This window comes from Rhodosalinus sp., assembly GCF_046542825.1.
Taxonomy (GTDB): Bacteria; Pseudomonadota; Alphaproteobacteria; order Rhodobacterales; family Rhodobacteraceae; genus Rhodosalinus.
The window spans coordinates 34941-41768 of the sequence record NZ_JBKHAQ010000011.1 but is presented as its reverse complement, the minus strand read 5'-3'; the positions used below and the strand labels follow the sequence as shown (position 1 = coordinate 41768).

At 68.1% G+C, this 6828-nt stretch carries 6 protein-coding genes; 5 read left to right on the top strand and 1 reads right to left on the bottom strand.

The features are described 5' to 3' along the window. Positions 1-159 precede the first annotated feature (159 nt). The 5 genes from ACLFOB_RS02980 (at position 160) to ACLFOB_RS02960 (ending at position 5786) form a co-directional block, all read left to right on the top strand. Positions 160-414 carry a hypothetical protein gene (locus ACLFOB_RS02980; protein ID WP_410924804.1) on the top strand — a complete coding sequence of 85 codons (255 nt, stop codon included), beginning with the start codon at positions 160-162 and terminating at the stop codon, positions 412-414. 239 nt (positions 415-653) lie between these two features. Further along, on the top strand, positions 654-1904 hold the full coding sequence (locus tag ACLFOB_RS02975; protein ID WP_410924803.1) for a sarcosine oxidase subunit beta family protein: 1251 nt from the start codon (positions 654-656) through the stop codon (positions 1902-1904). A 12-nt stretch (positions 1905-1916) separates the two neighbouring features. After that, entirely contained in the window at positions 1917-2204 is a 288-nt protein-coding gene (locus ACLFOB_RS02970) for a sarcosine oxidase subunit delta (RefSeq protein ID WP_410924801.1), read from the top strand. Positions 2205-2260: 56 nt separating this feature from the next. Next, the gene (locus ACLFOB_RS02965) at positions 2261-5233 is read left to right on the top strand and encodes a sarcosine oxidase subunit alpha family protein (RefSeq protein WP_410924805.1); all 2973 of its coding nucleotides are present in this window, start codon (positions 2261-2263) and stop codon (positions 5231-5233) included. A gap of 58 nt (positions 5234-5291) precedes the next feature. Beyond that, on the top strand, positions 5292-5786 hold the full coding sequence (locus tag ACLFOB_RS02960; protein ID WP_410924800.1) for a sarcosine oxidase subunit gamma: 495 nt from the start codon (positions 5292-5294) through the stop codon (positions 5784-5786). Here ACLFOB_RS02960 and ACLFOB_RS02955 read toward each other — a convergent pair whose 3' ends face one another. Continuing rightward, the gene (locus tag ACLFOB_RS02955; RefSeq protein ID WP_410924799.1) at positions 5787-6776 is read right to left on the bottom strand and encodes a GlxA family transcriptional regulator; all 990 of its coding nucleotides are present in this window, start codon (positions 6774-6776) and stop codon (positions 5787-5789) included. It lies immediately after the preceding gene. Positions 6777-6828 lie beyond the last annotated feature (52 nt).

The following is a 6828-nucleotide window of genomic DNA, read 5'->3' as shown; positions in this document are numbered from 1 at the left end:
CAATCTGCCCCACTGGCTGCACCGAGAGTGAGACAGAGCCCCGAATGAACGCCGATTGACACCCCAAAGCCGAAGGCGCAATGCTAACGGGGCGGCGGGACTCTTCGACGCGCAAGACATATCGGCGGCCTCGCGCTCGCCAACTCCAGGCACGGCGTGGTGCACGGGCTGGCCTCGGTCATCGACGGGCGCGCATGGCGCCATCCGCGACTGTCTGCTGCCGGCGATTCTGACGGTAAACCGCAAGGCCGCTACAGCGGGAAAAACCGGTCACCCGAGCGGATCGACGCGGTGTCGCGCTGGCTGGCGCGGGGCCTCGGCACCGAAGGCGCAGGAAGCGATGCATTGGCCCGTCCGCTCTCGGCCCGGGCCAGTCCGATGCTCGAGGATCTGTCCGAGGCGCCGGCAGAGTAACCGGCGATTGCCGAACGCGCGCGTTTCGCCTCCTCGATCCGGGGCAACCCCGCGGCACTCGATGTGTCCGAGATCGAAACGCTGCGCCGCCTCGCTGGGTACGAACGGCAGGCCGTGTCGCCCCGAGCGAACTCCGGCCGAACCCGATGCCATGTCCGATCCGGACAAGAGCATGTCCGAACGGAACCGCGACTCGGTTCGATTTGCCTGCGACTCTGGCGCAAAGGGAGTCGGATTCGATGGGCTATTCAGGTTTCAGGATCATCAGGGAAGCTTTGACCGGGCATCGGGGCTGGGGCCCGGCCTGGCGCGACGCGGACCCCAGGGCGCAATATGACTACGTGATCATCGGCGGCGGCGGGCATGGGCTGGCCACGGCATATTACCTCGCCAAGGAGTTCCGGCAGGCGCGGATCGCGGTGCTGGAGAAGGGCTGGATCGGTGGCGGCAATGTTGGCCGCAACACGACCATCATCCGCTCCAACTACCTGCTGGACGGCAACGAGCCGTTCTACGAATTCTCGCTGAAATTATGGGAAGGGCTGGAGCAGGAGCTGAACTACAACGCGATGGTCAGCCAGCGCGGCATCCTGAACCTGTTCCACTCGGACTCGCAGCGGGACGCCTTCATCCGCCGCGGCAATGCCATGCTTCTGAACGGCGCCGATGCAGAGCTTCTGACGACCCGCCAGATCCGGGATCGCTACCCGTTCCTGAACGTCGACAATGCCCGCTTCCCGATCAAGGGGGGGCTGGCGCAGCATCGCGGCGGCACGGTGCGGCACGACGCCGTCGCCTGGGGCTATGCCCGTGCCGCCGATCGGCGCGGGGTCGACATCGTCCAGAATTGCGAGGTCACAGGCTTCCGGATCGAGAACGGCAGGTGCAGGGGCGTGGAAACAACGCGCGGCTTCATCGGCGCCGGCAAGGTCGCGGCCTGCGTCGCTGGCTCGTCGTCGCGGCTGATGGCGAAGGCGGGGATCCGCCTGCCGATCGAAAGCCATGTGCTCCAGGCCTTCGTGTCGGAGGCGCTGAAGCCGCTGCTGCCGGGGGTCATCACCTTCGGCGCGGGTCATTTCTATTGCAGCCAGTCCGACAAGGGCGGGCTCGTCTTCGGCGGCGATATCGATGGCTACAATTCCTATGCCCAGCGGGGGAACCTGCCGGTGGTGGAGGATGTCTGCGAGGGCGGCATGGCCATCTTCCCCAATCTCGGGCGCGCGAGGCTGCTGCGCAGCTGGGGCGGGATCATGGACATGTCGATGGACGGCTCGCCCATCATCGACCGCACCCATGTCGAGGGGCTCTATTTCAACGGCGGCTGGTGCTATGGCGGCTTCAAGGCGACGCCGGCCTCGGGCTTTGCCTATGCGCATCTGCTGGCCACCGACCGGCCGCACGAAACCGCGGCCGCCTACCGGTTCGACCGTTTCGCCGCGGGGCGGATGATCGACGAGAAGGGCATGGGCAACCAGCCCAACCTGCACTGAGAGGATCCCGACATGCTGATCGACCATCCCCTTCTCGGGCCGCGCGACGCCGCTGAATTCGTCTACAAGGGCGACGCCGCGCTCATCCACCGGCCCGATTGGCAGGCCGAGGGCGCGCTGGCGCAGTTCGTCGAGTACGGATATCTGCGCGACAACCCGGCCGGCCCGCACCGCGAGCTGTGGTTCCACGAACAGGGCGACCGCTCCTGGCTCGTGGTGACGCGCGACACCACCACGCACGAGATCACATCTGTCGAGCTGGCCCGCGACGTGGCCCGCCGGGAAGGACGTTCCAGATGACCGATACCCACATCCGGAACGGCGGCGCGGGCACGCTGCACTTCGACGCGCGGGGCATGTCGGGCGTGGCCGCCGGCCCGGCCGACACGCGGCTGCGCGGCGGTCTGATCGACCGCGGTCAGGTGTTGAAATTCCGCTTCGACGGGCGCAGCTACACGGGCTATGCCGGCGATACGCTGGCCTCTGCCCTGCTGGCCAACGGCGTGCGGCTGATGGGGCGCTCCTTCAAGTATCACCGCCCGCGCGGCCCGCTGAGCGCCGGGTCGGAAGAGCCCAATGCCATCGTCGAACTGCGCAGCGGGGCTCGGCAGGAGCCGAACACCCGCGCCACCACGACAGAACTCTTCGACGGGCTCACGGCGCAGTCGCAGAACCGCTGGCCGTCACTCGCGTTCGACGCGATGGCGATCAACGACCGGCTGTCCGGCTTTCTTGCCGCAGGCTTCTACTACAAGACCTTCATGTGGCCCGCAGCCTTCTGGGAAAAGGTCTACGAGCCGCTGATCCGCAAGGCGGCCGGCCTTGGCACGCTCAGCCATCGCCCGGACCCCGATGCCTACGACAAGGGCTTCCTGCATTGCGATCTGCTGGTCATCGGGGCGGGCCCGACCGGGCTGGCGGCGGCGCTGACCGCCGGGCGCTCCGGCGCTCGGGTGATCCTGGCGGACGAGGATTTCCTGCCCGGCGGGCGGCTCAATTCCGAAACCCTCGCGCTCGGCCATGACACGGGCGCGACCTGGGCCGCGCAGGCGGCGGCGGAGCTGCGGACCCTGCCGAATGTGCGGGTGATGACCCGCAGCACGGTGATCGGCGCCTATGACCACGGCATCTACGGCGTGGTCGAGCGGGTCAGCGACCACCTTGCCCAGCCCCTGCCCGGCAAGCCGCGCCAGATCCTGTGGCGGGTCTATTCAAAGCGCGCGATCCTCGCCGCCGGCGCGACCGAGCGGCCGATCGTCTTCCAGAACAACGACCGGCCGGGGATCATGCTGGCCGGCGCGCTGCGGGCCTATGCCAACCGCTGGGCCGTCTGCCCTGCGCAGCGCGTGGCGATCTTCACCAACAACGACGACGGGCACAGGACGGCGGCCGATCTCCACGCCCGCGGCGTGACGGTCGCCGCCGTGATCGACACCCGCCCAGGTCAGCCGGACAACCCCGATTACGAGGTGCTCTCGGGCGCCGTCGTCACCGACACCGCCGGGCGGCTGGGCCTGAAGCGGATCACTGTGCGCCTCGCCACGGGCGATTTTCGCCAAATCGAGTGCGGTGCCCTCGGTGTCTCGGGCGGGTGGAACCCGAACGTGCACCTGACCTGCCACCAGCGCGGCCGGCCGGTCTGGGACGAGGCCATCGCGGCCTTCGTGCCGGGGGGCACCCTGCCCCCGGGCCTGACCCCCGCGGGCGCGGCGCAGGGCGCGTTCAGCACGCATGCGGCGCTCACCTCCGGCGCGGAGACGGCACGGCAGGCGCTGTCCGATCTCGGCATGACCGCCGCGGCCGCCGACCTGCCGCAGGCAGAGGACGCGCCGGTGCGGATCACGGCCTTCTGGCATGTCGCCGGCGCGACGCGGGCCTGGGTCGACCAGCAGAACGACGTGACCGCCAAGGACGTGGTGCTCGCGCATCAGGAGAACTTTGTCTCGGTCGAGCATCTGAAACGATACACCACGCTGGGCATGGCCACCGACCAGGGCAAGACATCCAACATGGCCGGGCTGGCCATCATGGCCGAAGTCGCCGGCAAGTCGATCCCCGGCGTGGGCACCACCATGTTCCGCCCGCCCTACACGCCCACCGCCCTGGGCGTTCTGGCCGGCCGCTCGCGCGACGAGGATTTCCGCCCCGTCCGCAAGACGCCCAGCCACAAATGGGCCGAGGAACAGGGCGCGACCTTCGTCGAGGTGGGGCTCTGGCTGCGGGCGCAGTGGTTCCCGAAGCCCGGCGAGACGCATTGGCGTCAGAGCGTCGACCGCGAGGTGCTTCAGACCCGCAACTCGGTCGGCATCTGCGACGTGACCACGCTGGGCAAGGTGGATGTGCAGGGCACCGATGCGGCGGAGTTTCTGAACCGCATCTACTGCAACGGCTTCGCAAAGCTGGCCGTCGGCAGGACCCGCTACGGGCTGATGCTGCGCGAGGACGGCATCGCCATGGATGACGGCACCGCGGCGCGGCTGGCGGAAGACCACTTCGTGGTCACCACCACGACCGCCAACGCCGTGCCGGTCTACCGTCACATGGAGTTCGTGCGTCAGTGCCTCTTCCCGGACCTCGACGTGCAGCTCATCTCCACGACCGAGGCCTGGGCGCAATTCGCCGTGGCGGGTCCCAATTCCCGCAAGCTGCTGCAGAAGATCGTGGATCCGGAGTTCGACATCTCCAACGAGGGCTTCCCCTTCATGTCCTGCGGCGAGATCACGGTCTGCGGCGGCCTGCGCGCCCGGCTCTTCCGGATTTCGTTCTCGGGCGAACTCGCCTTCGAGATCGCCGTGCCGACGCGCTACGGCGACGCGCTGATCCGACGGATGATGCAGGCGGGCGAGGAGTTCGGCGTGGTGCCCTATGGCACCGAGGCGCTTGGCGTCATGCGCATCGAGAAGGGCCATGCCGCGGGCAACGAGCTGAACGGCACGACGACCGCGCTCAACCTCGGCATGGGGCGGATGGTGTCGAAGAAGAAGGACGCTATCGGCTCCACCCTGTCGGAGCGCGAAGGGCTCAACGAGGCGGACGCGCTGAAGCTCGTGGGCTTCCGGCCGGTCGATGCAACGCACAAGGTGCCGGCCGGTGCGCATCTGATGACGAAGGGCGCGCCGGTCGATGCGGCGCATGACCAGGGCTACGTCACCTCGGCCTGCTACTCGCCCAATCTGGGCTGCCATATCGGCATCGGTTTCCTGAAATCCGGCGACGCCCGGATCGGCGAGATCGTCCGCCTCGTCAGCCCGCTGACCGGGGAGGACCACGATGTCGAAGTGGTCAGCCCTCATTTCGTCGATCCAGAGGGGGAACGTCTCCGTGCATGACCTGTCACCGATAACGCCGCTCGGTCGGGCCGAGGCGGTCCGCGAAACCCATGGTCCGGTGACCCTGACCGAGGTAACCGATCGCGCTCTGGCCTCCGTCGCGGCACGGCTCGGACGGGAAAACGAGACGGCCGCGATGCTGACCGACCTTCTGGGCGAGCCGCCCCCTGCCCCGGCCCGGCATTGCGGAGGCGCCGTCTCGGCCTTCTGGATGGGGCCCGACCAGTGGATGATGGACGCGCCATATGACGCCGATCCGGATCTGGCCGCGCAGCTGGCCGGGCGCGCCAAGGGGGTCGCCAGTGTGACCGAACAGACCGACGCCTGGTGCCGGTTCGACCTCACAGGCGACGGTCTGGCCGAGGTTCTGGAGCGTCTCTGCCCCGCCGATATCCGCAGCTACGCCGGTGGCGAGGCGGTGCGCACATCCATCGACCACCTGGGCTGTTTCCTGATCTGCCGGACGCCCAAGCACCTCTCGATCCTGGGTCCGCGGTCGGCCGCGGGGTCGCTGCACCACGCGCTGATGACCGCCATGCGGTCGGCCCATTGATCACACGGAGGGCACCGGCAGGTTGCCTTCCGTCCGGTAGAGGTTGATCCGCTTGCGGTCCTCCTGCGGGGTCAGGCCGAACGCATCGCGATACTGTCTGACGAAGGGGCGGGTATTTGCATAGCCCACCGCCGCGGCCACGTCGGCGATGCTGTCATTGGTATACATGACGATCTGCCGCGCCGCCTGCATCCGCAGATGCCGGAAATAGGCGGTGGGGTTCTGCCCGGTCGCCTGCTTGAAGCTCCGCTCCAGGTGCCGCGGCGTGATGTTGAGCCGCTCCGCGACATCGGCCACGGTCGCGGGCGCGGCCAGATCCTCGGCAAAGATCCGGATGGCGCGCGCCACCAGCGGCGACAGCTCCTTTCCGGACTCCGCCGTCTGGCGCAGCGGCAAGGTCTGGCGCACGCCGGCCTTGCGCATCATCGGGTGCTGGAACCAGCACGCCACCTCGTCCGCCACCCCCGGTCCGAGCGCGGTGTCGATCAGCCTCAGCGCGACGTCGAAAGCAGCGGCCGCGCCGGATGCGGTGATGCGGCGTTCGGAAACCTCGATCACCTCGTCGCTTCGGCGAATTTCGGGAAATTCCGCCGCGAAAGCCGCCTCGTAGCACCAATGCACCGACAGCGTCTCGCCGCGCACCACTCCGCTGCGGACAAGCGGAAAAACCCCGCCGCTGATCGCGCCCACCGTCGTACCGTGCCGGTCGAGCATGCGCAGAAGCGCGGCGGAGCGCGGATTGACGAAACGAGAACCCGGCGCGGAGAGCAGCAGCAGATAGTCGAGGTCTTCCCCGTCGCCCAACGCCGCGTCGCTCTCGAAGGCAATGCCCGCGCTCGAGAAGACCCGCCTTTCCCCTTCCGCGATCAGGCGCCATTCAAAGGACCGCGTGCCGGAAATCTCGTTCGCCGCGCGCAGGGGCTCGATGACCGAGGTCAGGCAGGCCATCGGGAAACCGGGAAACAGGAGGAAGCCTATACGTGTCGTCATGTGCCCTTTTCCCGCGCGCTCCTTGGACGCCCTTCATTGACAAGAAAAAAAA

What these genes read in the sequence shown, in the direction of transcription:
- ACLFOB_RS02975 (WP_410924803.1), top strand. Translation starts at nt 654, where the DNA reads ATGGGCTATTCAGGTTTCAGGATCATCAGGGAAGCTTTGACCGGGCAT.
- ACLFOB_RS02970 (WP_410924801.1), top strand. Translation starts at nt 1,917, where the DNA reads ATGCTGATCGACCATCCCCTTCTCGGGCCGCGCGACGCCGCTGAATTC.
- ACLFOB_RS02965 (WP_410924805.1), top strand. Translation starts at nt 2,261, where the DNA reads ATGTCGGGCGTGGCCGCCGGCCCGGCCGACACGCGGCTGCGCGGCGGT.
- ACLFOB_RS02955 (WP_410924799.1), bottom strand. Translation starts at nt 6,776, where the DNA reads ATGACGACACGTATAGGCTTCCTCCTGTTTCCCGGTTTCCCGATGGCC.